At 73.9% G+C, this 20541-nt stretch carries 25 protein-coding genes and 2 pseudogenes; 17 read left to right on the top strand and 10 right to left on the bottom strand.

Going from position 1 to position 20541, the window contains the following annotated elements; all coding sequences use genetic code 11:
- Positions 1–108 precede the first annotated feature (108 nt).
- Entirely contained in the window at positions 109–1659 is a 1551-nt protein-coding gene (gene ffh / locus Q2K19_RS03780; protein WP_302767738.1) for a signal recognition particle protein, read from the top strand.
- Between the two features lie 105 nt (positions 1660–1764).
- On the top strand, positions 1765–2844 hold the full coding sequence (locus tag Q2K19_RS03775) for an amidohydrolase family protein (RefSeq protein ID WP_302767736.1): 1080 nt from the start codon (positions 1765–1767) through the stop codon (positions 2842–2844).
- An 81-nt stretch (positions 2845–2925) separates the two neighbouring features.
- On the opposite strand, the gene Q2K19_RS03770 is transcribed toward Q2K19_RS03775, so the two are convergent.
- The gene (locus tag Q2K19_RS03770; protein ID WP_302767735.1) at positions 2926–3573 is read right to left on the bottom strand and encodes a TetR/AcrR family transcriptional regulator; all 648 of its coding nucleotides are present in this window, start codon (positions 3571–3573) and stop codon (positions 2926–2928) included.
- Between the two features lie 92 nt (positions 3574–3665).
- Here Q2K19_RS03770 and proS point away from each other — a divergent pair, with 92 nt between their 5' ends.
- The 12 genes from proS (at position 3666) to Q2K19_RS03710 (ending at position 11975) form a co-directional block, all read left to right on the top strand.
- Positions 3666–5072 carry a proline--tRNA ligase gene (gene proS / locus Q2K19_RS03765; protein ID WP_302767733.1) on the top strand — a complete coding sequence of 469 codons (1407 nt, stop codon included), beginning with the start codon at positions 3666–3668 and terminating at the stop codon, positions 5070–5072.
- A gap of 73 nt (positions 5073–5145) precedes the next feature.
- Positions 5146–5793 (top strand): DUF402 domain-containing protein, encoded by a 648-nt coding sequence (locus Q2K19_RS03760; RefSeq protein WP_302767732.1) that lies wholly within the window; start codon positions 5146–5148, stop codon positions 5791–5793.
- Between the two features lie 241 nt (positions 5794–6034).
- Positions 6035–6490 carry a 30S ribosomal protein S16 gene (rpsP, locus tag Q2K19_RS03755; protein ID WP_302767730.1) on the top strand — a complete coding sequence of 152 codons (456 nt, stop codon included), beginning with the start codon at positions 6035–6037 and terminating at the stop codon, positions 6488–6490.
- Positions 6465–6725 (top strand): RNA-binding protein, encoded by a 261-nt coding sequence (locus Q2K19_RS03750; protein WP_302767728.1) that lies wholly within the window; start codon positions 6465–6467, stop codon positions 6723–6725. The genes rpsP and Q2K19_RS03750 overlap by 26 nt, the downstream gene beginning before the upstream one ends.
- Positions 6725–7264: a ribosome maturation factor RimM gene (gene rimM / locus Q2K19_RS03745; protein WP_302767727.1), complete on the top strand. Its 540-nt coding sequence runs from the start codon at positions 6725–6727 to the stop codon at positions 7262–7264. Before Q2K19_RS03750 ends, rimM begins: the two co-directional genes overlap by 1 nt.
- Positions 7265–7278: 14 nt before the next feature.
- Positions 7279–8067 (top strand): tRNA (guanosine(37)-N1)-methyltransferase TrmD, encoded by a 789-nt coding sequence (gene trmD / locus Q2K19_RS03740; RefSeq protein WP_302767726.1) that lies wholly within the window; start codon positions 7279–7281, stop codon positions 8065–8067.
- A gap of 144 nt (positions 8068–8211) precedes the next feature.
- Positions 8212–8571 (top strand): 50S ribosomal protein L19, encoded by a 360-nt coding sequence (gene rplS, locus Q2K19_RS03735; RefSeq protein ID WP_132265126.1) that lies wholly within the window; start codon positions 8212–8214, stop codon positions 8569–8571.
- A 189-nt stretch (positions 8572–8760) separates the two neighbouring features.
- A complete protein-coding gene (gene lepB, locus Q2K19_RS03730; RefSeq protein WP_302767725.1) occupies positions 8761–9642 on the top strand; it encodes a signal peptidase I in 882 nt (293 codons plus the stop codon).
- Positions 9639–10271 (top strand): signal peptidase I, encoded by a 633-nt coding sequence (lepB, locus tag Q2K19_RS03725; RefSeq protein ID WP_302767724.1) that lies wholly within the window; start codon positions 9639–9641, stop codon positions 10269–10271. Before lepB (Q2K19_RS03730) ends, lepB (Q2K19_RS03725) begins: the two co-directional genes overlap by 4 nt.
- 47 nt (positions 10272–10318) lie before the next feature.
- The gene (locus tag Q2K19_RS03720) at positions 10319–10810 is read left to right on the top strand and encodes an NUDIX hydrolase (protein WP_302767723.1); all 492 of its coding nucleotides are present in this window, start codon (positions 10319–10321) and stop codon (positions 10808–10810) included.
- The gene (locus Q2K19_RS03715; protein ID WP_302767722.1) at positions 10804–11655 is read left to right on the top strand and encodes a ribonuclease HII; all 852 of its coding nucleotides are present in this window, start codon (positions 10804–10806) and stop codon (positions 11653–11655) included. Before Q2K19_RS03720 ends, Q2K19_RS03715 begins: the two co-directional genes overlap by 7 nt.
- Positions 11652–11975 (top strand): DUF2469 domain-containing protein, encoded by a 324-nt coding sequence (locus tag Q2K19_RS03710; RefSeq protein ID WP_007075222.1) that lies wholly within the window; start codon positions 11652–11654, stop codon positions 11973–11975. Before Q2K19_RS03715 ends, Q2K19_RS03710 begins: the two co-directional genes overlap by 4 nt.
- A gap of 49 nt (positions 11976–12024) precedes the next feature.
- On the opposite strand, the gene Q2K19_RS03705 is transcribed toward Q2K19_RS03710, so the two are convergent.
- Genes Q2K19_RS03705 through Q2K19_RS03695 form a run of 3 tightly spaced genes read right to left on the bottom strand, consistent with a single transcriptional unit; the run spans position 12025 to position 13801 of the window.
- Complete coding sequence (locus Q2K19_RS03705) at positions 12025–12267, bottom strand: molybdopterin-binding protein (protein ID WP_302767705.1); 243 nt, start codon at positions 12265–12267, stop codon at positions 12025–12027.
- 5 nt (positions 12268–12272) lie between these two features.
- The gene (locus Q2K19_RS03700; RefSeq protein WP_302767703.1) at positions 12273–13130 is read right to left on the bottom strand and encodes a molybdopterin-dependent oxidoreductase; all 858 of its coding nucleotides are present in this window, start codon (positions 13128–13130) and stop codon (positions 12273–12275) included.
- Positions 13131–13150: 20 nt separating this feature from the next.
- A complete protein-coding gene (locus Q2K19_RS03695) occupies positions 13151–13801 on the bottom strand; it encodes a class I SAM-dependent methyltransferase (RefSeq protein ID WP_302767701.1) in 651 nt (216 codons plus the stop codon).
- Between the two features lie 133 nt (positions 13802–13934).
- Here Q2K19_RS03695 and Q2K19_RS03690 point away from each other — a divergent pair.
- Positions 13935–14551, top strand: a pseudogene (locus Q2K19_RS03690) (murein hydrolase activator EnvC family protein).
- Between the two features lie 8 nt (positions 14552–14559).
- Here Q2K19_RS03690 and Q2K19_RS03685 read toward each other — a convergent pair.
- Entirely contained in the window at positions 14560–15741 is a 1182-nt protein-coding gene (locus Q2K19_RS03685; protein ID WP_302767698.1) for an aminotransferase class V-fold PLP-dependent enzyme, read from the bottom strand.
- Between the two features lie 56 nt (positions 15742–15797).
- Entirely contained in the window at positions 15798–16856 is a 1059-nt protein-coding gene (locus tag Q2K19_RS03680; RefSeq protein ID WP_302772255.1) for a tyrosine recombinase XerC, read from the bottom strand.
- A gap of 503 nt (positions 16857–17359) precedes the next feature.
- On the opposite strand from Q2K19_RS03680, the gene Q2K19_RS03675 reads away from it, so the two are divergent.
- A complete protein-coding gene (locus tag Q2K19_RS03675; protein WP_302767695.1) occupies positions 17360–17701 on the top strand; it encodes a hypothetical protein in 342 nt (113 codons plus the stop codon).
- 114 nt (positions 17702–17815) lie between these two features.
- On the opposite strand, the gene Q2K19_RS03670 is transcribed toward Q2K19_RS03675, so the two are convergent.
- The 4 genes and pseudogenes from Q2K19_RS03670 to Q2K19_RS03655 form a co-directional block, all read right to left on the bottom strand.
- A complete protein-coding gene (locus Q2K19_RS03670; RefSeq protein WP_446839695.1) occupies positions 17816–18265 on the bottom strand; it encodes a hypothetical protein in 450 nt (149 codons plus the stop codon).
- Positions 18262–18489, bottom strand: coding sequence for a globin family protein (locus tag Q2K19_RS03665; protein ID WP_302767692.1), 228 nt, complete (start codon positions 18487–18489; stop codon positions 18262–18264). The genes Q2K19_RS03670 and Q2K19_RS03665 overlap by 4 nt, the downstream gene beginning before the upstream one ends.
- Positions 18490–18592: 103 nt before the next feature.
- Entirely contained in the window at positions 18593–19099 is a 507-nt protein-coding gene (locus tag Q2K19_RS03660) for a hypothetical protein (protein WP_302772926.1), read from the bottom strand.
- 20 nt (positions 19100–19119) lie between these two features.
- Positions 19120–19206 (bottom strand): annotated as a pseudogene (locus Q2K19_RS03655) (YraN family protein); the annotation flags it as partial.
- A gap of 204 nt (positions 19207–19410) precedes the next feature.
- On the opposite strand from Q2K19_RS03655, the gene Q2K19_RS03650 reads away from it, so the two are divergent.
- The gene (locus Q2K19_RS03650; RefSeq protein WP_446839696.1) at positions 19411–20289 is read left to right on the top strand and encodes a hypothetical protein; all 879 of its coding nucleotides are present in this window, start codon (positions 19411–19413) and stop codon (positions 20287–20289) included.
- Positions 20290–20541: the final 252 nt, after the last annotated feature.

Below are 20541 nucleotides of genomic sequence, written 5' to 3'. Positions count from 1 at the left end.
TCGGGCCGGCGGGAAGCAGTGCGGAGGCGGGACCGTTACCCTTGCGGGTAGCCGGACGTGTGCGTGCCGGCCGACTGTGCCCGCCAAACCGACAAACGGGATGTTCGTGTGTTTGACACCTTGAGTGACCGCCTCTCCGGGATCTTCACCAAGCTCCGCGGCAAGGGTCGGCTCACCGACGCCGACATCGACGCCACCGCGCGCGAGATCCGCATGGCGCTGCTGGAGGCCGACGTCGCCCTGCCGGTGGTCAAGGGCTTCATCGCGAACGTCAAGGAGCGGGCGCGCAGCGCCGAGGTCTCCCAGGCGCTCAACCCGGCCCAGCAGATCGTCAAGATCGTCAACGAGGAGCTGATCAACGTCCTCGGCGGCGAGGGGCGGCGGCTCCAGTTCGCCAAGCACCCGCCGACCGTGATCATGCTGGCCGGTCTCCAGGGTTCCGGTAAGACCACCCTCGCCGGCAAGCTGGCCCGCTGGCTCAAGGCCCAGGGTCACCAGCCGCTGCTGGTCGCCGCCGACCTCCAGCGCCCCAACGCCGTCGGGCAGCTCCAGGTGCTCGGTGGCCGGGCCGGCGTCGAGGTGTACGCCCCGGAGCCCGGCAACGGCGTCGGCAACCCGGTGCAGGTGGCGCGCGACTCGATCGAGCACGCCAAGCGGGCCGCCCGGGACATCGTCATCGTCGACACCGCCGGCCGGCTCGGCATCGACGCGGAGATGATGCAGCAGGCCGCGGACATCCGCGACGCGGTCCAGCCCGACGAGGTCATCTTCGTCATCGACGCCATGGTCGGCCAGGACGCGGTCCGCACCGCCGAGGCGTTCCGCGACGGCGTCGGCATCTCCGGTGTGGTCCTCTCCAAGCTCGACGGCGACGCCCGCGGTGGTGCCGCGCTGTCGGTCCGCGAGGTCACCGGGCAGCCGATCCTCTTCGCCTCCACCGGCGAGAAGCTGGAGGACTTCGACGTCTTCCACCCCGACCGGATGGCCAGCCGGATCCTCGGCATGGGCGACGTCCTCACGCTGATCGAGCAGGCCGAGGCGGCCTTCGACGCCGATCAGAAGGAGAAGATGACCGCCAAGCTGATGGGCGGGGAGACCTTCACCCTGGAGGACTTCCTCGATCAGCTCATCGCGGTCCGGCGGATGGGCCCGATCGCCAACGTGCTGGCCATGATGCCCGGCATGGGGCAGATGAAGGACCAGCTCGCCGAGCTGGACGACAAGCACTTCGACCGGGTCACCGCGATCATCCGGTCGATGACCCCGGCCGAACGCACCACCCCGAAGATCATCAACGGTTCCCGTCGGGCCCGCATCGCCAACGGCTCCGGCGTCACCGTGATGGACGTCAACCAGCTGCTCAACCGCTTCGCCGACGCGCAGAAGATGATGAAGCAGATGGGCGGCATGATGGGCCTGCCCGGCGGTGGGCGGCGCAAGGCGACCAAGTCGCCGAAGAACAAGCGCAAGGGCACCAAGGGCGGCGGCCGGCCGCGGACCGGCGCCGGCGTGCCGGGCGGCTTCCCGGGCGGCATGCCGCAGCTGCCGCCGGGCCTGGACCCGGGCGACCTGGCCGGCGGCCAGGGCCTGCCGCCGGGCTTCAAGCTCCCGAAGATCGACTTCAACAAGCTCGGCAAGGGCGACAACCGGCCCCGCTGACCGCGTGCCGTACGGCCCCGCCACCGCTGCCGGTGGCGGGGCCGTCGTCGTTCGCCGGCGGGGCTCCCGGCGCGGGGCCGAGGGTGATCGGGTAGGACTGTGCACATGGCTCTGCATGTGCGCGGTGTGCTCCTGCCCGACGACGAGGTCCGGGACATCTGGCTGGTCGACGACCACGTCACCTTCGAACCGGTGCCCGGCGCGGAGACCGTCGCCGACGGCGGCTTCGTGCTGCCCGGCCTGACCGACGCCCACTGCCACGTCGGCATCGCCCGGGGCGGGGCCCCGATCACCTCGCTCGACCAGGCCCGCGAGCTGGCCCGCACCGACCGGGACGCCGGGGTGCTCGCCATCCGGGACGCCGGCTCGCCGTACCCGTACCCCGAACTCGACGACGACCCGGAACTGCCGCGACTGGCCCGCGCCGGCCGGCACGTCGCCCCGCCGAAGCGCTACCTGCGCGACATCGGCGTGGAGGTCGGTGCGGCCGAGGTGGCCGCGACGGTGGCCGCCCAGGCCGCCGCCGGCAACGGCTGGGTCAAGCTGGTCGGCGACTGGATCGACCGCGGCGTGGGCGACCTGGCGCCGGCCTGGGACGCGGACACCATGACCGCCGCCGTCGCCGCCGCGCACGCCGCCGGGGTACGCGCCGCGGTGCACACCTTCAGCGAGTCCGCCGTGGAGATCATGGTGCGGGCCGGGGTGGACTCGGTGGAGCACGGCACCGGGCTCAGCCTGGACCTGATCGACCTGATGTCCCGACAGGGCACCGCCCTGGTGCCCACGATGATCAACATCCAGACCTTCGGCCACATCGCCGACCAGGCCCGCCCCAGGTTCCCCGGGTACGCCGACCACATGCTGGCCCTCCGGGACCGCTTCCCCGAGGTGGTCCGCGCCGCGTACGAGGCCGGGGTGCCGATCTACGTCGGCACGGACGCGGGCGGGGGCATCGACCACGGGCTGGCCGCCGAGGAGATGCTGCTGCTGCACGAGCGGGCCGGGATGTCCACCGAGGACGTGCTCGCCGCCGCCTCCTGGCGGGCCCGGGAGTGGCTCGGCTTCCCCGGCCTGGTCGAGGGCGGCCTCGCCGACCTCGTCGTCTACCCCGAGGACCCTCGCCGCGACCTCCGCGTCGTCCGCACCCCGTCCCGCATCATCCTCCGCGGCCGCATCCTCCGCTGACCTCCGCCCCGCCACACCCCACCTCGGTTGATCAAGGAGTTTGCGTCGGGAGTGTGTCCTCCGCCGACGCGAACTCCTTGGTCAACTCGTCGGTGGGGTGGTGGCGGTGTGGAAGAGGTGGACGGCGAGGTCGGCGAGTTGGGTAGCCGTGTGGTCGACGGGGGCCTGGGGGAGCACGATGTGGCTGACCACCAGGCGGACGATGGTGTCGGCGGCGAAGGCCAGGGCGGCCGGGTCGGCCTCGGGCAGGTGCCGGTTGGCCCAGTCGAGCAGCGCGGCCGTGGACTCGGCGAGCACCAGCCCGGCCCGGGTGGTGAGGTAGGGCAGCAGTTCGTCCGAGCCGCCCCGGGCGCTGGTCAGGATCGCCTTGATCAGCGGGTTGTCCGCCGCCGAGGCCAGCGTGTGCCGGATCGCCGCGTACGCCCCGGCCCGCACGTCGGCGCCGTGCGCGTCGAGCGCCGACCGCACCTCGGCGACGAACCGGTCCACCTCGCGGCGGGCCAGCGCCTCGGCCAGCCCGGCCTTGCTGCTGAACTCGTTGTAGACGGTCTGCCGGCTCACCCCGGCCGCGGTCGCCACCCCGCCCATCCGGACGCCGTCCCAGCCGGCGGCGACGGCCTGCGCGCGGGCCGCGTCCACGATCGCGTCCCGGAGTCGCCGCTTCGACTCCGGCTCGGCGGGTCCGACGCCGCGGGGCGACCGGGAGCCGTCGTCCGAGAATTCACCCATGGTGGTCGAAGTCTACGGTCGGCCGGCCCGACACGGCGTGGGGCGACGCCCGAGCGCAGCGGGGGCGCGGGCGGCGCATAGGATGTGCGGTCATGGCACGCGTGCTCACTCCCCGTGCGGAGGACTTTCCCCGCTGGTACCAGGACCTGATCGCCAAGGCGAAGCTGGCCGACAACGGCCCGGTGCGGGGCACCATGGTCATCCGACCGGCCGGCTACGCCATCTGGGAGCGGATGCAGGCCGAGATGGACGCCCGGATCAAGGCGGCCGGCGCGGAGAACGCGTACTTCCCGCTCTTCATCCCGGAGAGCTACCTCAAGCGCGAGGCCGAGCACGTCGAGGGCTTCTCGCCGGAGCTGGCCGTGGTCACCCACGGTGGTGGCAAGCAGCTCGCCGAGCCGGTGGTGGTCCGCCCCACCAGCGAGACGGTGATCGGCGAGTTCATGGCCAAGTGGATCGACTCCTACCGCGACCTGCCGCTGCTGCTCAACCAGTGGGCGAACGTGGTCCGCTGGGAGCTGCGCCCCCGGATCTTCCTGCGCACCAGCGAGTTCCTCTGGCAGGAGGGGCACACCGCGCACGCCACCCGGGAGGACGCCCGCGCCTACGCCCGGCGGATCCTGCACGAGGCGTACGAGGACCTGATGGTCAACGTGCTCGGCATCCCGGTGGTGGTCGGCCTGAAGACCGCCCGCGAGCGCTTCGCCGGCGCGACCGCCACCTACACCTGCGAAGGCATGATGGGCGACGGCAAGGCGCTGCAGATGGGCACCAGCCACGAGCTGGGCCAGAACTTCGCCAAGGCGTTCGACATCAGCTTCTCCTCCGCCGAGGGCGGCCGGGAGCACGCCTGGACCACCTCCTGGGGCACCTCGACCCGGATGCTCGGTGGTCTGATCATGTGCCACGGCGACGACAACGGCCTGCGGGTGCCGCCGAAGCTGGCGCCGGTCCAGGCGTACGTGATGATCGTCAAGGACGGCGAGGGCGTCGGCGAGGCGGCGGCCAAGCTCCGCGACGCGCTGCGCGACGCCGGCCTCCGGGTCGCGCTGGACGACCGGACCGACACCGCGTTCGGCCGCCGCGCCGTCGACGCGGAGCTGCGCGGCTACCCGGTCCGCGTCGAGGTCGGCCCCCGGGACCTGGCCGCCGGCAACGCGGTGGTGGTCCGGCGTACGGACGGCTCGAAGGCGGCCACCCCGGTGGCCGACGTGGTCGGCGCGGTCCTCGCCGCGCTGGACGCGGACCAGCAGGCGCTGCACGACCAGGCCCTGGCCCACCGCGAGTCCCGCACCACCGAGGTCTCGACCCTCGCCGAGGCGATCGAGGCCACGGCCACCGGCTGGGCCCGGGTGCCGTGGTCGGCGGTCGGCGTCCAGGGCGAGGCCGAGGCGAACGCCCAGGGCGTCACCGTTCGCTGCCTGCTCCGCGCCGACGGCTCGGTGCCGGACTCGGAGGACGAGTCGGACCTGGTCGCCATCCTGGCCCGCGCCTACTGAGGTGCAAGGAAGGGCCCCTTCTTAACGCCTCCGGTAGTGGAGGGGCCCCCTGCTAACAGCCCTAGGTGGTGACGTGCGCTTCGAACCGGGCCGGCTGATCATGCACCGCAACGTGCGGCACGGCCGGATCGGCTGGGTCCGGCCGGCCCGCGTGGTGGTCGACGACGAGCGGGGGCTGCTGCTCTGGGTCGCCCGCGACACGCCGGTGGCCCACGAGGTGACCGAGGCCGGGCTGGGCATGCGGGCGGTCCCCTTCGCCGAGTGGATCACCTCGTCCTATCGGCTGGCCCAGGGCCGCTGGAACGGGCCGCCGGTGCTGAAGTTCCTGCCCACCGGCGCCGCCCACTCGGTCTGGTGGTTCCGGGACGCCCGGGGCCGGTTCCAGAACTGGTACGTCAACCTGGAGGAGCCGGGTGTCCGGTGGGACGACGGCGCGGTGGCCGGGGTCGACATGGTGGACCAGGACCTCGACGTGGTCGTGCGTCCGGACCTGAGCTGGGAGTGGAAGGACGAGGACGAGTTCGTCGAGCGCCTCGCCTTCCCGGAGCACTACTGGGTGACCGACGAGAAGGCGGTCCGGGCCGAGGGCGAGCGGGTGATCCGGCTCGCGGAGGCGGGGGAGTTCCCCTTCGACGGCACCTGGTGCGACTTCACCCCGCCGACCGACTGGGACGTACCAGACAAACTGCCGCCCGGCTGGGACCGGCCGCCGGTCCGCTGAGCGGGTGTCGTTCGTCACCGGGTGGTGGATTTCGGAGTTCCCGATCCGGGTCCGGTGTGAAGGATCGGGACCGGATCTGGCAGAATGGGTCGCTGGTATCCGGCGCGCGTCCGGCGCCCTCTAACCCGGGCGCGTCGCCAGTTAACCGAGCAGTCTCCGGCCCAACCCCACTGTGCCGGTCGGCGCTCACCCGCACACCGCCCTTCCGGGCTGGTGAGATCGCAACAGGAGCGAAACAACTGTGGCCGTAAAGATCCGGCTCCTGCGGATGGGCAAGATCCGCAACCCGCAGTACCGCATCGTCGTCGCCGACTCGCGTACCAAGCGTGACGGTCGCGCGATCGAGTTCGTCGGTGTGTACCAGCCGAAGGAGGACCCTTCGGTGATCGAGGTCAAGTCGGAGCGGGTCCAGTACTGGCTGTCCGTCGGCGCGCAGCCGAGCGAGGCGGTCCAGCGTCTGCTGGAGCTGACCGGTGACTGGCAGAAGTTCAAGGGCCTGCCGGCCCCGCCGCCGCTGAAGGTCGCCCCGGAGCGGGCCGACCGCCAGGCGGCGTACGAGGCCGAGGCGAAGGCCGCCGCCGGCCTGGCCGAGACCCCGGCGCCGGCCAAGAAGGCCGCCAAGGCGCAGGCCCCGGCCGCCGAGGCGCCGGCGCAGGCCGAGGAGCAGACCGGTGCCGAGTCCGGCGAGCAGGCCTGACATGGCGCTGCGTCCCGCCCTGGAGCACCTGGTCAAGGGGATCGTCGACCACCCGGACGACGTCCGGGTGCGGATGGTCGATTCCCGTCGGGGTAAGCGGCTCGAGGTCCGCGTGCACCCGGAGGACCTCGGCACGGTGATCGGGCGGTCCGGCCGGACCGCCAAGGCGCTGCGCCAGGTGGTCGGCTCCATCGGTGGGCGCGGGGTGCGCGTCGACATCGTCGACTCGTACTGATGCTTCTCATCGTCGGCAGGATCGGCAAGCCGCACGGGATCCGCGGTGAGGTCACCGTGGAGGTGCGGACCGATGAGCCCGAAGCACGGTTCGCCCCGGGGTCGGTGCTGCGCACCGAGCCCGGGGCGGTTCCGTCCGAGCCCGGCGCCTGGCGGGTGCCCGCGGAGCTGACGGTCGAGTCCGTCCGCTGGCACCAGGGGCGGCTGCTGGTCGCCTTCGAGGGCGCGCTGGACCGCGATGTCGCCGAGGCGCTGCGTGGCACCCTGGTCGGCGTGGACAGCGCCGATGTCGCGCCCCCGGCGGACCCGGAGGAGTTCCACGACCACCAGCTGGTCGGCCTCGCCGTGGTCACCCCGACCGGCGAGCGGCTCGGCGAGGTGGCCCGGATCGACCACGCCCCCGCCTCCGACCTGCTCGTGCTGCGGCGCCCCGAGGGGCGGACCGCGCTGATCCCGTTCGTCAAGGCGATCGTGCCCGAGGTGGATCTCGCCGGCGGTCGCGTCGTCGTCGACCCGCCCGGCGGCCTGCTCGACCTCTAGCTGGAGCGACCGGAATGCGCGTCGACATCGTGTCGATCTTCCCCGAGTACTTCGCCCCGCTGGACCTGTCGCTGATCGGCAAGGCCCGCGCGAACGGCACGCTGCGGCTGGCCGTACATGATCTGCGGACCTGGACCCACGACGTGCACCGCACGGTCGACGACACCCCCTACGGCGGCGGTCCGGGCATGGTGATGCGGCCGGAGCCGTGGGGCGAGGCCCTGGACGCCCTGGCCCCCGACGAGCTCAGCCCGGACGGGCACACCCTGCCCCGGCTGCTCGTCCCGTCGCCGGTCGGCGTCCGGTTCACCCAGGCCATGGCGCACGAGCTGGCCGCCGAGTCGCACCTGCTCTTCGCCTGCGGCCGGTACGAGGGCATCGACCAGCGGGTGCTCGACCACGCGGCGACCCGGATGCGGGTGACCGAGGTCTCCCTCGGCGACTACGTGCTCTTCGGCGGCGAGGTGGCCGTGCTGGTGATCCTGGAGGCGGTCACCCGGCTGCTGCCCGGGGTGCTCGGCAACGCCGGCTCGCTGGACGAGGAGTCGCACGCCCACGGGCTGCTGGAAGCCCCGATGTACACCAAGCCGGCGGACTGGCGCGGGCAGGAGGTGCCGGAGGTGCTCCGGTCCGGCGACCACGGGAAGATCGCCCGCTGGCGGCGCGACGAGTCGCTGCTGCGGACGGCGGCCCGCCGCCCCGACATGCTCGCCGCGCTGCCCCCGGAGAGCCTGGACAAGCGGGACCGGGCGGCGTTGGAGCGGGGTGGATTTCAGCTGCCGGCGGGGGATGTGGCAAAGTAGAGGGGTTGCCGCATCCGTCCACGCCGTGGGCGGCTGCGAGGACCCTCGACCGGGGTCGGCTCCGGCCGGCGACCACCCGGGGGTCAGAATCACCCATTCGCGCACCGACTGACGGTGCGCCGTGAGCCTCACGAGGACGCAGCGATGAACATCCTGGACGCCCTTGACGCCCAGTCGAAGCGCGTTGACCTCCCCGACTTCCGTGCCGGTGACACCGTCAAGGTGCACGCGCGAGTGGTCGAGGGCAACCGGTCCCGGGTCCAGATCTTCCAGGGCGTCGTCATCCGCCGCCAGGGTGACGGTCTGCGCGAGACCTTCTCGGTCCGCAAGGTCAGCTTCGGCGTCGGCGTGGAGCGGACCTACCCGCTCAACAGCCCGGCGATCGACCGGATCGAGGTCGTGACCCGCGGTGACGTGCGCCGCGCCAAGCTCTACTACCTGCGCGAGCTCCGCGGCAAGAAGGCCAAGATCAAGGAGCTGCGCGAGAAGCAGCCGGCGAGCTGAATTCCCGCTCGCCACGCCTGACCTGCGCGGATGTCGTATCGACCAGATCGCATTACCCTGGTCGTACGGGCGCAGGAGGCGACGCACCGCGGTCGATCGACGCGGTGGCACAGCGGTCCACTACCGCCCGTGGGGTCTCCCGACGAGACTCCCGGGCGGTAGTGTCGTTTCCGCGGACCGGAGAGTGGCATGGTGCAGATGCTTGACGAGGACGGCACCGTCGACCCGTGGCGCCGGCGCTCCCGGCGGACCCGCCGGCAGATGCCCCTCTGGCAGGAACTGCCCCTCCTCCTGGTCGTCGCGTTCTGCCTGGCGGTGCTGATCCGCACCTTCCTGCTCCAGGCCTTCTTCATCCCGTCGGGGTCGATGGAGAACACCCTCCTCATCGGCGACCGGGTGCTGGTCAACAAGGTGGTCTACGACGTCCGCGACCCGGTCCGCGGCGAGGTGGTGGTCTTCCGGGGCACCGACAAATGGGTCGCCCAGGAGAGCCCGGCACCGCCGACCAACTTCGCCGGCAAGCTCGGCCAGACCCTCGGCGACCTGGTCGGGGTCAGCCGGCCGGGGGAGAAGGACTTCATCAAGCGGGTCATCGGCGTACCCGGGGACAAGGTCTGGTGCTGCGACAACGGCCGGGTCGTGGTCAACGGCGTGCCGCTGGACGAGCGCGGCTACGTGTCGGAGGACTCGCCGGACAACCTGCCGCCGAACCCGAAGGAGTGCCGCTCCCGGCAGTTCAACGAGGTGGTCGTACCGCCGGGGCAGATCTTCGTGATGGGTGACCACCGGCTCGTCTCGCAGGACGCCCGCTGCCAGGGGCCGGTGCCGATCGACAACGTGATCGGCCGGGCCTTCATGATCGTGTGGCCGTCCCAGCGGTGGACCACGCTGCCGGTCCCGCAGACCTTCGCCGGCCTGCCGCAACCCACCGCGGCGCCGCTCCGGCCGGCACCGGTCGACCCGGATCCGGTGGGCGGTGTGGTGCTGCTCATCCCGGTGTCGGCCGCGCTCTCCGTTCTCGCGCGTTCGGGGCGACTGCGCCTCGCCCGGGGACGTAGGCTCCTCCCGTGATTGACGAGCAGACCGAAAAGCCGCGCAGCTCCTTCTGGAAGGAGCTGCCCATTCTCCTGGGCGTGGCGATCCTGGTCGCAGTGCTGGTACGTGCCTTCGTGCTGCAGACCTTCTTCATCCCGTCGCCGTCCATGGAGAACACTCTCAAGATCGATGATCGGGTGCTGGTCAACAAGCTGGTCTACGACTTCCGCTCGCCGCACCGCGGCGAGGTGATCGTCTTCAAGGCGCCCACCGAGTGGAGCGGTAATCCGGAGGGCGAGGACTTCATCAAGCGGGTCATCGGCGTCGGTGGCGACCATGTGGTCTGCTGCGACCACAGCGGCGCGCAGGAGCGGCTGATCATCAACGGCAAGCCGATCGACGAGCCGTTCATCTATCCGGGCAACAAGCCGGCGGACCAGGACTTCGACATCACCGTGCCGGACGGCCGGCTCTGGGTGATGGGTGACCACCGGGAGGCCTCCGGCGACTCGCTGGAGCACTGGCAGCAGTCGGGCGAGGACATCAACGAGGCCACCATCCCCGAGGACCAGGTGGTCGGCCGGGCCTTCACGATCTTCTGGCCGGTCGGCCGGGCCACCTGGCTCACCGTGCCGAAGCAGTTCGACGGGATCCCCAACCCCTGACCGGGAGCGCGTGGCCGTTCGTCGGAGGCATCTGGCAGGCTTGGGCGGTGACCGCCTATCACCCTCGCCGCGCGGCTCGCGTGCTGCTCGTCGACGCCAGCGGCCGGGTGCTGCTCTTCGAGGGCAGTGATCCGGCCCGCCCGGGCCACCGCTACTGGTTCACACCGGGCGGCGGCCTGGACCCGGGGGAGAGCCCGGCCGAGGGCGCGGCCCGCGAGCTGGCCGAGGAGACCGGGCTGCGGCTCGCGCCGGCCGAGCTGGGCGCCCCGGTCTGGTCCGAGACGGTCGAGTTCCCGTTCGACGGGGTCTGGTACCGGCAGGAGCAGGAGTTCTTTCTGGTCCGGGTGCCGGACTGGCAGGTCGACACGGCGGGCTTCAACGAGCTTGAGCGGGCGACCATGCACGGGCACCGGTGGTGGCCGGTCGACGAGCTGACCGCCACCGCCGAGCGCTACTACCCGGAGGACCTGCCCGCCGTGCTGACCCGGGTGCTCGACGCCGGCGGGGTGCCGGCCCGGGACGGTGGTGTCGCGTGCTGACCCCACCGCGCACCGTGGTGCGCCGCGAGGGCGGGCTCTACGCGCTGGAACGGGCCCTGCAACGGCGGGGCTTCCGGCACGTGGCGGGCGCCGACGAGGCCGGCCGGGGGGCCTGCGCCGGCCCGCTCGTCGCCGCCGCCGCGGTGCTGCCGGAGGGGCGGCGCGGCGAGATCGACGGGTTGGCCGACTCCAAGCTGCTCACCCCGGCCAGCCGGGAGCGGATCTACGACGAGGTGGTGGCGCGCGCCCTGGCGTACGCGGTGGTGGTCATCCCCGCCGAGGAGGTCGACGCCCGCGGGCTGCACGTGTGCAACCTGGCCGCCATGCGCCGGGCGCTCGCCTCGCTGGCCACCCGCCCGGAGTACGTGCTGACCGACGGCTTCGGCGTCGACGGGCTGGACGTGCCGGGCCTGGCGGTCTGGAAGGGGGACCGGGTGGCCGCCTGCGTGGCGGCGGCGAGCGTGCTCGCCAAGGTCACCCGGGACCGGATGATGGTGGAGCTGGACGAGCGGTACCCGGGCTACGGCTTCGCCGAGCACAAGGGCTACATCACCACCGAGCACACCGCCGCGCTGCGGGAGCTCGGGCCGTGCCGGGAGCACCGCTTCTCGTACGTGAACGTGGCCGCCGTGTCGGGGCGGGACGGGCAACCGCCCCGGGCCCGGCGGCCGGTGGTCGGCGGCCGCGCGGGCGCGGACCCGGCCGTAGCGGTGGCCGGTGGCCCGGACGAGCCGATGGAGCGCTCGGACGCGCCAGGGGGTACCGTCGGCGTGGCGTTGGGCGAGCAGCCGCGACCCCTGGCACCGGTGGGGGAAGATGTGGTCATGGAAGGCGGAATGCGATGAGCGCGGAAGATCTCGAGAAGTACGAGACCGAGATGGAGCTGCAGCTCTACCGGGAGTACCGCGACATTGTCCGCCAGTTTTCCTACGTGGTGGAGACCGAGCGCCGTTTCTACCTGGCGAACCAGGTCGACCTGCACGTCCGCAATTCGGATGGTGAGGTCTACTTCGAGGTCGAGATGCACGACGCCTGGGTGTGGGACATGTACCGGCCTGCGCGATTCGTCAAGAATGTCCGGGTCATGACGTTCAAGGACGTCAACGTGGAAGAGCTCGAAAAGCCCGACATTTCGCTTCCCGCAGATTCCGGATTCGGCGGCTGACCCGGCCGGCCGGCGGGACGGCTCGCCGTTCCCGCCAGCCGGCGGCGGATCACTCCGCCAGCACCACCACCTCGACCCGCTGCACCAGGTTGTTGGCGAAGCCACCCCGGTTCCACGGCTGCTCGACCGGCTGGCTGCGCCCGGACGCGTCGGTCGCCCGCGCGCCCAACGCGTAGCGCCCCGGGGCCGGCTGCCAGTCGACCTGCCAGCGCCGCCATGCCCACTCGCCCCCGGTCGGTTCGTCGAGCGTCGCCGGCACCCAGGTCGTACCGCCGTCGAAGGTGACCTCCACGGCCGTCACCGGCGCGTGGCCGGACCAGGCCCGACCGTCCACCGTGCACGGACCCGGCCGCAGCACCCGGGTTCGGGACATGAAGTCCGGGAAGCCCGGCGGCCGGCCCGGGCCCGCGGCTCGATCCGGGTCACCGGCACCCCCGGATCCTCGGCCTCCTGCCGCAGCCGGTACGCCACCGCGTTCTGGTAGCCGTCGAACGACTCGGTCAGCACCGTGATGTTCCGCAGCCACTTCACGTGCGCCATGCCGTACCAGCCGGGCACGATCAGCCGCAGCGGCGCGCCGTGCTGCGGCAGCAGGGGAGCGCCGTTCATCTCGTAGGCGAGCAGCACCTCCTCGCGCAGCGCGTCCGCGACGGGCAGCGCCCGCTGGTAGTCCTGCTCGACGCCGCGCTCCACCCCGTGGTCGGCGCCGGTGAAGACCACGTCCACGGCGTCCGTTGCCAGCCCGGCCTCGCGCAGCAGCGGCGCCAGCGGGGTGCCCGTCCACTCGGCGTTGCCCACCGCCTCCACCAGCCACGGCTGGCTCACCGGCCGGGGGTGCAGCAGCGCCCGACCGTTGCCGGCGCACTCCAGCGTCACCCGGTCGGTGACCCGGGGCAGCTCCCGCAGCGCGGCCAGATCCAGGCGGAGCGGCCGCCGCACCGCGCCGTCGACGGTCAGCAGCAGGGTCGCCGGGTCGACGTCCGGGATGTCGTAGTGGATGAGCAGGTAGTGCAGGCCGGCCGGGGTCACGTCGTAGCGGAGCGCCTCGAGCGGGATGCCGTGGTTGCGGGCCGCCAGCTGCAACTCCTCGGTGCTGATCGCCTCGTCCGGCCCGGCCAGCCGGGAGGGGTGGCTCACCTCGTCCACAGTGGTCATCTCTGCTCCCTCGGGCCGGGTCAGTGCTGGGTGAGGTCGTCGTAGCCGACGAACTGGAACATCGTGGCGCCGGTCTGCAGCGGGCGGGGCGTCCCGGTGAAGCGGTGCACGCCCACCCCGACCCCCGCGGCGGGACTGCTCACCGCCACCGGCTCGAAGCCCTCCGCGGCGAACCAGCCGCAGATGGTGGGCACCAGGTCGGGCTCGCGGCGGTGCCGGGTCCAGCAGACGGTGCCACCGGTGGCGCAGAGCGCGGCGCAGTGCCGGACCGTGGCCCGGATGTCCGCGTCGACGATGTTGCCGAAGACGCCGCAGACCAGCACGAGGTGCGCCGGGACGAGGTCGGCGTACCGGTCGGTGAGCGCCGCGTCGCCGACCACCACCTCCACTCCGGGCAGGCCGGCCTCGGCGGCGGCCCGCCGGGCCACCTCCGCGTTGCGCGGGTCCTGCTCGACCAGCCGCGCGGTCACGTCGTCCCGCCGGGGATGACCCGCGAGCACCGGGATCAGGTCGTGCCCCTGGCCCGCGCAGAGGCTGATCACCCGCAGCGGCCCGGCCGGGGCGGCGTCCAACGCCGCCCGAATCCGGTGCCGCACCTCGGCCACCCGCCGCGACAGCGCCGAGTCCGGCTGGTCGTAGTCCGCGTGCCAGGCGTACCAGTCCTTCGTCACGCGGCCAGCATAGGCGGCGGGCGGGTAGCAGATCCGCCGCCGGAGTGGGGGGCCGTCCACAGCGCGCCCGCCGTCCACAGTGATTGGTGGCGGCGGTGGCGGCCGGGCCCCTCGCGGCGGCAGGCTGCCCGGCGTGCGGACCCTGCTGCGAAGGGCCACGGCCCTCGGAACACTGCTGCTCGTCCTCCCTGCCCCGGCCGGTCCGGTCGCCCGGCCGCCCCTTCGGGCGGCGGCGGTCCCGGCCCCACCCGAGCCGGCGGGGCGGCGGTGCGTCCGGTCGCCGCCCCGGTGGCCGTGGACGGCCCGCGGTTCCGCTGGCCGCTCGCCGGCCCGCCCCGACCGGTACGCCGGTTCGACCCGCCACCGCAGCCGTGGCTGCCCGGCCACCGGGGAGTCGACCTGGCCGCCACCCCCGGTGCCGAGGTCCGCGCCGCCGGCGCCGGCGCCGTCCTGTTCGCCGGGGTGGTCGCCGGGCGTCCGGTGGTCACCGTCGGGCACGCGGGCGGGCTGCGGACCACCTACGAACCGGTACGCCCCGGGCTGCCGGCCGGCGCCCCGGTCGCCGCCGGCGCGCCGATCGGCGTCCTGCTCGCCGGCCACCCCGGCTGCCCCGCCGAGGCCTGCCTGCACTGGGGGCTGCGCCGGGGCGAGGAGTACCTCGACCCGCTCGCCCTGCTCGGCCTCGGCGCGGTCCGGCTGCTCCCGCTGGATCCGGACCCCGCGCCGGTCGACGGCGGCGGGGCCGGGTGACCGGCGGTTCAGCCCCGGGCGAGCAGCGTGGGGAGGCGGACGGCCAGCCGGTCGTACTCCTCCGGGGTGTTGTAGACCTGGCCGCAGAGGCGTAGCCAGCCCTGGCCGTTCCAGCCGGCCACCGACACCTCGGCGTTGAGCTTCTCGGCGATCCGGGCGCGCAGTTCGTGGGCCGCGTCGATGGTGGTGGCGACGCCCGGCGGCAGCGGGACGAGGCGCATGGCGACCGTCGGCCCGCCGGGCTCCGGCAGGTCGGCCGGCGCCACCCCGAGCGCGTCCCCGACCATCCGTTGCCCGTACGCGGCCAGCGCCGCGTTGTGCGCGCGTACCCGGTCCACGCCCAGGCTGCGCAGGGTGAACAGACCCACCGGGGCGGCCAGCCAGCCGGTGTAGTCCAGCGTCGCCTGCCACTCCACCCGGGTGGGGAAGCCGCTGCCCTGCTCCCAGGAGACCACCAGCGGCTGGATCCGCTCGCGCCACGGCTCGGCGACCACCAGCGCGGCGGTGCCCCGCGGCGCGTACGCCCACTTGTGCAGGTTGCCGACCCAGAAGTCGGCGCCGATCGAGGCCACCGTGATCGGCAGCATGCCCGGGGCGTGCGCCGCGTCGACCAGCACCGGCACCCCGTGCTCCCGGGCCACCCCGACGATCGCGGCCGTCGGGAAGAGCCGCGCGGTGGGCGAGGTGATCTGGTCGACGATCAGCAGCCGGGTCCGCCCGGGCCGCAGCCCGGCCCGGACGATCTCGACCACCTCCTCGTCGGTGGCGGTCAGCGGCACCGGCAGGGTGCGGTGGACCGCACCGGTCCGCCCGCACTCCCGGTCGACCGAGAAGGCGACCGCGCCGTAGCCGTGGTCGGTGGTCAGCACCTCGTCGCCGGGGCGTAGGCCGAGCGACTGGAGCACCACCGCCGCGCCGGTGGTGGCGTTGCCCACCAGGGCGGTGCCGTCCGGGTCGGCCCCCAGGAAGGCGGCCAGGTGCCGCCGGGTGTGGGCGATCCGGTCGACGAGGCCCTGGGTGAAGAAGCGGAGCGGGTTCGACTCCATCTCGTCGCGCAGCCGCTGCTGGGCCCGCTGCACGCCGATCGGGACCGCGCCGAACGACCCGTGGTTGAGGTGGCTGACCGACGGATCGAGGGAGAAGAGCAGCCGAGCCCCGGGAATCGGCTCGGGCGGCTGCGGGACCGTCATCAACCGATCGTAGCCCGCCGTGGATCATCAACTCGGGGTTCCCGGGTCCCGGTCGGTCAGGCCCGGGGGTGCGCCTGCCGGTACGCCGCACGCAGCCGTTCCACCGAGACGTGTGTGTAGATCTGGGTGCTGGCCAGCGAGGAGTGGCCGAGCAGCTCCTGCACGGCCCGCAGGTCCGCGCCGCCCTCCAGCAGGTGGGTCGCGGCCGAGTGCCGCAGCCCGTGCGGCGTGGTACGGGGCAGGCCGGCGGCTTCGGCGTACCCGGCGACGATCCGTCGCGCGGTCGTCGGATTGAGCCGCCCGCCCCGCGCCCCGAGCAGCAGGGCCGCACCGGATGCCGGACCGGCCAGGGCCGGCCGACCCCGGTCGAGCCACTCGTCCAGCGCGCGCTGCGCCGGCACCCCGTACGGCACGGCCCGTTCCCGGCCGCCCTTGCCGAGCACGCGCACCACCCGGCGGGAGTGGTCGACGTCGGCGAGGTCCAGGCCGCACGCCTCGCTTATCCGTACCCCGGTGCCGTAGAGCAGTTCCAGCAGCACCCGGTCGCGCAGCAGTACCGCCTCGTCGCCCGCGCTGTCTCGCGCCCGGTCAGGTGGCACGCCGTCGTCCCGGCCGCGCGCCTCGCCGGGCGAGCTGCCGGCCTCGCCGTGGTGTGCGACGCCCGGGGAGCCGTCGTCGCTCCCCTGGTGACCGCCGGCCGGATCGGCGACCCGGTCGTCGCCCGCAGCCCGACCGGTGGCCCGGCGCGGACTCTCCATGAGCGCGGCGGCCTGGTCGGCGCGCAGCACCGTGGGCAGGTCGCGGTGGGCCCGTGGACTGGCCAGCGCGGCGGCCACGTCGGCGGCGAACAGGCCGTTGCGGTGCGCCCATGCGCTGAAGGTGCGCGCGGCCGCGGCCCGGCGGGCCAGCGAGGTCCGGGCGATGCCCGTCGTCCGCTGCTTCGCCAGCCAGCTCCGCAGCACGGTCAGATCCAGCTCCGACAGGTCGGCGCACCCCATGCGGACCGCGTGGTCGAGCAGGGAGACCAGGTCGGTGACGTACGCCCGCACGGTGTGCGCGGAGCGGTTGCGGACCCGGGCCAGGTGGTCGGCGAAGTCGTCCACCGCCTCCCGCATCGCGGGGGGCAGCCCCTCGTGGACGGCCCGGGTGCCGGGCCGGCCCGCGCTCACCGGGCCCGCCGGTCGGGTGGGACCGGCCCGGGGCGCCGGCGGGCCGCCGCGCCGGAGGCACCCGGCGGCAGGCCGGAGCCGGTGCGAGCGGTCACCTCGGCGGACACCGCCCCAGCCTACGGCGCGGTCACGCGGTGGGCCGGCCGCCGCACCGCCGCCCCGTATACCGGTCGGGGCGTCGCCGCGGACGGCGCGCCGTCGGGGGGTGGCTGAACGCGACCTGGACAGGGGAAACTGTTCCTACGAAAAGGACGGTGGCGGCCTCGTCGGGCGTGGCGACGACCCGATGCGGCACGTTACCGACTCTGGTGCCTCCTGTGCCGCGTCGGCGGTCGGGACGGTGCCGGACGGCCGGGCACCGATGGGTGCCGGCACGGAAGGGTGATTCGCGAGTCGGACGGAAGGGGTGTCGGTCCCGGGGGGAGCGATGCCCGAAAGGGGGAGCGGGAGTGGGTGTGGATGCCGTCCTCTACCGGCTGGTGCGGGCCGGACCCGCCCGCCGCCGGCCGTCGTACGTCGCGTCCGAGACGGTGGCGGATCCCGACGACGTGCTGCTGGACCTGCTCAAGCGGGTGCGGGGCGGGGGACGTACGCCGCTGCTGGACCGCGTCGACCCCCTCGGTGAGCTGGTGGTCACCGCCGGGTCGGCCCCGCAGTTGCTCGCCGAGCTGCGCTGCCTGGCCGAGGTGGCCCGGGCGCCCGCGGAGGTTGAGCAGGTCCGCCGCCTCGTGCGGCTCGCCCGGCGCTGCCTGGAAAGCTTCGACGTGGAGATCCGCTTCGAGGGCGACTGAGTGTGGTCGGTGGGTCGGGCAGGCCCACCTCGCCGGGCTGATCTGCGCCGTGCGGGGGCCGGGCATCGCCTGGCGCCCGGGAACCGGGCATCGTCGTCTCCGGTCTCCGCACGGTCACCGCTGCGGGCGAGCATTCCCGTCCGAGTCGCGGACCTCCGCGGGACCGGCTTCGCGGCGATTCCCGGACGGGGCGAGGGCGTAGCCGTCGTCGCGGCGGACCACCAGGGCCAGTTCCTCCAGCATGGACAGCTTCCGGATGGCGGTGCGCAGGTCCACCCCGGCGCGGGCGGCGACGCTGTCCAGGGCGAGCGCCTTGCGCCGGGGGAGTGCCTCCAGCACCTGGGTTGCCGCGTCGTCCAGCCGGTCCCGGACGCGTTCGGGTGCCCGCGCCGGCGGGGCCAGGTCGACGCCGATCCGCCTGCCGACGGGCGGCGCGGGCGTGCCCAGCTGGTCGACGGCGACCAGGGCGAGCAGCTGGTCGGCGTGCTCGACGGTCATCATTGCGGCGCCGATGACGATCTGCTCGGCCTGCCGGGTCGGGTCGTGGACGGCGATGACGGTCACGCCGCCTCGCCCGCCTGGCCGCCAGCCGGGCGCAGGAGACCGGCCAGGCGGGCGCGCTGCTCATCGGTCAGCGGCGGGGCCTGGTCGACCAGGCGGGTGATGTGCCGTGCGAGGGTGGCTTCCCGCAGCTCGCGCGATGCGGCTTGGGTGGTGGGATGGTCAGCGCCATGGCGGCGCTTCAGCGCGGCGTATCGCCCGCGCTTTGAGAGCACGACGTCGGGCATGAGTAGCGGGCACTCCCGGGCCCCTGCGTCGACGTCATGCTAAGAGCTTAGCAGCGAAGACCGTTTACGCGTCCGTTATGGATCTCACCGCAGCGGGCCCGGTTCAGCTCTTCCACACGATGCCCACGGTGGACGGATCGAAGTACGGGCTGCCCGGCGTCCAGCCGCGTGGCCGGCCCTTCCGCGTCCGGTCGATCGTCACCGTCATCAGCGTGTCGACCACCGCCCGGCGCCGGTGCAGGTCGAGCGCATCCCACGCCTTGCCCGGGTCGGCGACCCCGATCAGCCCGGCCAGCGCGTCGCCGCGGTCGGCGGTGGCCAGCTGGTCCTCCACCTCGGCGAGCCGGGCGCGCAGCCGCTCCGATCCCTCGCGCAGCTGCCGGACGTCGATCGCCCCGTCGGCGTACGCGGCGGCCAGGCCGTCGAGCCGCTCGCGCAGCGCCGTGGCGTCCAGCTGCAGCGCGCCGGAGTCGGGCCGGCCCGTGCCCGTGAGCAGCTCGGCGACGTCCGGGCGGGACAGCCGCTCGACCACGATCGCGCCGACGTACCCGTCCAGCTCTTCGGCGTTGCGGCTGACGCACTTGCTGGCCTTGCAGACGTACGACGGCACCGCGGGGAGGTGGTCGGCGCGGCGGGCGGGCGCAGCCCCGTCTCGATCAGGTGCCGGACCGCGCACCGCTCGCCGTACGCGCCGACGGCCTGGTTCCGCTTCGTCATGCCGCTCAGGCTGCGTTCTCGCGGCCGATGCCACCGCCCGCCGACCGCCCGACCGTGGACGACGGACCCGCCTGTGGACGGCCCGACGATCATGGACCCGTTGGGCTAGGGAGCCGGCGCCGCCTCGCCGACACCGCCGACCCCATTGACCAGCGGCGATCTCACCCGGGGTGCGGATGGCGCCGGTGGATCCGGTCGCATACCGTGCCGGTCGTGGACGGACGACGGAGCTTTCCCGAGGATCAGCAGGGGCCACCCTGGGGCGACCAGGGATACGGCGAGCCGGACTGGCGGGCCGGCGAGCCGCGCTACCGCGACGACGACTTCCGAATTCCCGAGCAGCGCGGCGGTGCGAGCCGGTACGGCGACACCGGCGGGTTCGGTGCCGCCGACCCGCTGGGCGCCGACGGCGACGGCCACCGGCGGTCGCACCGCGCGGACGACCCCGCGGAGATCTCCGGCGAGATGCCGGGCGAGCGCGGGAGCGGCCGGCCCGGGCGGGAGAACGCCGGGGACCAGTACGGCGGGGACCCACTGCGGTCCGGCTCGCCGGGTGGCTACCCGATCGTCGAGCCGATCCGCCCGGCCGAGCCGACCCTCCCCGCGCCGGGCGGCGTCGGGGACCGGCCGGCCCACGTCGGGCACACGCCGCTGACCGTCGGGGAACGGCCCGGCGCGCCCTTCGCCGAGGCGGGCGGCGCGGCGCCGCACCCGCTGGAGATGCCGACCGGCCCGATGCCGTCGGTGGCGCCGCGACCGGACGGGCCGGCGCCGGGGGACGGGGTCTACCGCACCCGTCGGCCGGCGCTGGCCGTGCTGCTGGCGGCGGTGGTGCTGGTCCTGGAGATCCCCGCGCTGCGGGTGCTGCTGCGCGGCCTGGTCGGCAATCCGGTCTCCACCTCGCACGTGGTGGTGGGCACGTTCCTCGTGCTCGGCCTGCCGATCTTCGGGGCCGGCCTGTACGGGCTGCGCACCGGCGGGCTGGCGCTCGCCGACGGCAGCCGCGGCTGGCTCCGGCCGCCGACCGCCTACCTGACCGTCGGGTTGGTGCTCTTCGTCGCCGCCGCGCTCGGCGCCCGCTGATCCGACCCCCGCCCCGGCGGGGCGGCTGGCCCGTCCGGAATCGGTCCCGGTGGGCGTTCCCGCACCCCGGGACCGGGGCGCGGAGAAGAGGCGTACACTGGTCGACTGGCGACCGCCTCGCGCGGTCGACCTCGCGCGCCCTCTCCACGGACCTCTCGTGGGGCGACGGCCTCCCTGGTCCCGACCCTGTTCGGGCCCATCATGGCCGGCGACCGGGCGCCAGGCGTCCGGCCGCCGGCCGGACGGGACAAC

This window comes from Micromonospora sp. NBRC 110009, from assembly GCF_030518795.1.
Classification (GTDB): domain Bacteria; phylum Actinomycetota; class Actinomycetes; order Mycobacteriales; family Micromonosporaceae; genus Micromonospora.
The sequence above is the reverse complement of the archived record's forward strand: the minus strand, read 5'-3'. Positions and strand labels throughout refer to the sequence as shown.

Bases quoted from the DNA above. Each gene is read 5' to 3' on its own strand.
- Q2K19_RS03775 (WP_302767736.1), top strand. From the start codon at position 1,765: ATGGCTCTGCATGTGCGCGGTGTGCTCCTGCCCGACGACGAGGTCCGG.
- Q2K19_RS03770 (WP_302767735.1), bottom strand. From the start codon at position 3,573: ATGGGTGAATTCTCGGACGACGGCTCCCGGTCGCCCCGCGGCGTCGGA.
- proS (WP_302767733.1), top strand. From the start codon at position 3,666: ATGGCACGCGTGCTCACTCCCCGTGCGGAGGACTTTCCCCGCTGGTAC.
- rimM (WP_302767727.1), top strand. From the start codon at position 6,725: ATGCTTCTCATCGTCGGCAGGATCGGCAAGCCGCACGGGATCCGCGGT.
- trmD (WP_302767726.1), top strand. From the start codon at position 7,279: ATGCGCGTCGACATCGTGTCGATCTTCCCCGAGTACTTCGCCCCGCTG.
- rplS (WP_132265126.1), top strand. From the start codon at position 8,212: ATGAACATCCTGGACGCCCTTGACGCCCAGTCGAAGCGCGTTGACCTC.
- lepB (WP_302767725.1), top strand. From the start codon at position 8,761: ATGGTGCAGATGCTTGACGAGGACGGCACCGTCGACCCGTGGCGCCGG.
- Q2K19_RS03710 (WP_007075222.1), top strand. From the start codon at position 11,652: ATGAGCGCGGAAGATCTCGAGAAGTACGAGACCGAGATGGAGCTGCAG.
- Q2K19_RS03700 (WP_302767703.1), bottom strand. From the start codon at position 13,130: ATGACCACTGTGGACGAGGTGAGCCACCCCTCCCGGCTGGCCGGGCCG.
- Q2K19_RS03685 (WP_302767698.1), bottom strand. From the start codon at position 15,741: ATGACGGTCCCGCAGCCGCCCGAGCCGATTCCCGGGGCTCGGCTGCTC.
- Q2K19_RS03680 (WP_302772255.1), bottom strand. From the start codon at position 16,856: ATGCGGGAGGCGGTGGACGACTTCGCCGACCACCTGGCCCGGGTCCGC.
- Q2K19_RS03665 (WP_302767692.1), bottom strand. From the start codon at position 18,489: ATGCCCGACGTCGTGCTCTCAAAGCGCGGGCGATACGCCGCGCTGAAG.